Raw genomic sequence first — 1146 nt, forward strand, 5'->3', positions numbered from 1 at the left:
AAAAAAGCGCGCCGTAATTACAGGCACGTACAAAGAGACATCATTATGGAACTGATATAATAATTCGCTGTTTTTGTGCAGGAGACAGGAACTTTATTTTGCGAGACGACACTTTGGAGCAGTAAATGGCTCAATGTCTTTGGCTGTACCCCAACGGGCAGAACCATACTCCACATTGTGCCGGTACTTCTTGGCGTTTTTGCTTTTCAGATAAACCGCAAGCCGAAGCCCTGCGCCACAGGCAATTCCCACCAGCAAATCCAGCGGATGAAAGCTGGGGAGTGGATTGCCCAGGGCAACCGGAAGGGCATAAAAAAAGCTGAGGATTTTTGCAGAAGAATCTGCACCCTCAGCCAACCGCCATGCTTCTCCAAAATTCGTTGCAAACAATCCCACCAGAATATACGGGATGTTCAGAATCAGGAGCTTTTTCAAATTGATTTTGCTCATCACAAATCACGCTCCTGTTTCTTTTCCCGAACCTTCCTGGGGATAGCTGCTACCATCTCTTTGAACTTCTTCAGCTGTGCCAGAACGCTCGGTTTCTTATCCTTCGTCAATGACCTTGCCTGATGTTCCTTGCAGATAGCATCCAGGGCATCTGCATCCTTGGAACGGACAAAGACAAGATAACGGGGAGGATCAACGGACTTATCTTTTCTTACGGCAAAGTCCACACCGTATTTCTTGGCGAGCCTTTCAAAATCCCGGATGCCATCCTTATCAATTTCCACATTGGTGGCACCCTGATTCTGTCCCAGCAGCTGTTTCACGGATTGCTTTCCGTGAACCGCCGTATCTCTGGTTCCTTTTCTCGCCTTGACCTTTTCCCGGTGCTGCAAATATTTGCGAATACCGGCAATGATACTTCGAGCAGTCAGCCTTGTCGTGCTGATTGCCAGATTTATCGTCCTGTTTTCAACTTCTTCCTGCATGAATCATCACCTCCTGCAAGCAGTAGAATGAGGGTCATCGTGCCATATCTCTGCGGTCGTAATACAGATTTCCTCTGGCAACATTGGCATGACTGATAATCTGCATATGGCGCGTCCCAACGGCCGGTTTTGCGGAGCAAAACGGCCGAAATGCGAAGCTGAACAGCCGTTAGGCTTTGATTGATACAGAAATCTCTAGGATAATATATTC

2 protein-coding genes and 1 pseudogene are annotated in these 1146 nt (G+C 47.5%); all 3 read right to left on the bottom strand.

Annotated features, from left to right (window positions below):
• Positions 1 to 114: 114 nt before the first annotated feature.
• Positions 115 to 450: pseudogene (locus tag ACTNB3_RS17760) on the bottom strand (VirD4-like conjugal transfer protein, CD1115 family); the annotation flags it as partial.
• Positions 450 to 935, bottom strand: a complete 486-nt coding sequence (locus tag ACTNB3_RS17765; protein ID WP_075671618.1) for a PcfB family protein — start codon at positions 933 to 935, stop codon at positions 450 to 452. The pseudogene ACTNB3_RS17760 and the gene ACTNB3_RS17765, both read right to left, overlap by 1 nt.
• On the bottom strand, positions 905 to 1146 hold a 242-nt coding region (locus tag ACTNB3_RS17770; protein ID WP_441027283.1), incomplete at its 5' end, for a hypothetical protein. The genes ACTNB3_RS17770 and ACTNB3_RS17765, both read right to left, overlap by 31 nt.

It is taken from the genome of Bariatricus sp. HCP28S3_D3, from assembly GCF_052065755.1.
Taxonomy (GTDB): domain Bacteria; phylum Bacillota; class Clostridia; order Lachnospirales; family Lachnospiraceae; genus Allocoprococcus.

Coding starts and splice junctions, on each gene's coding strand:
- ACTNB3_RS17765 (WP_075671618.1), bottom strand. CDS start 935: ATGCAGGAAGAAGTTGAAAACAGGACGATAAATCTGGCAATCAGCACG.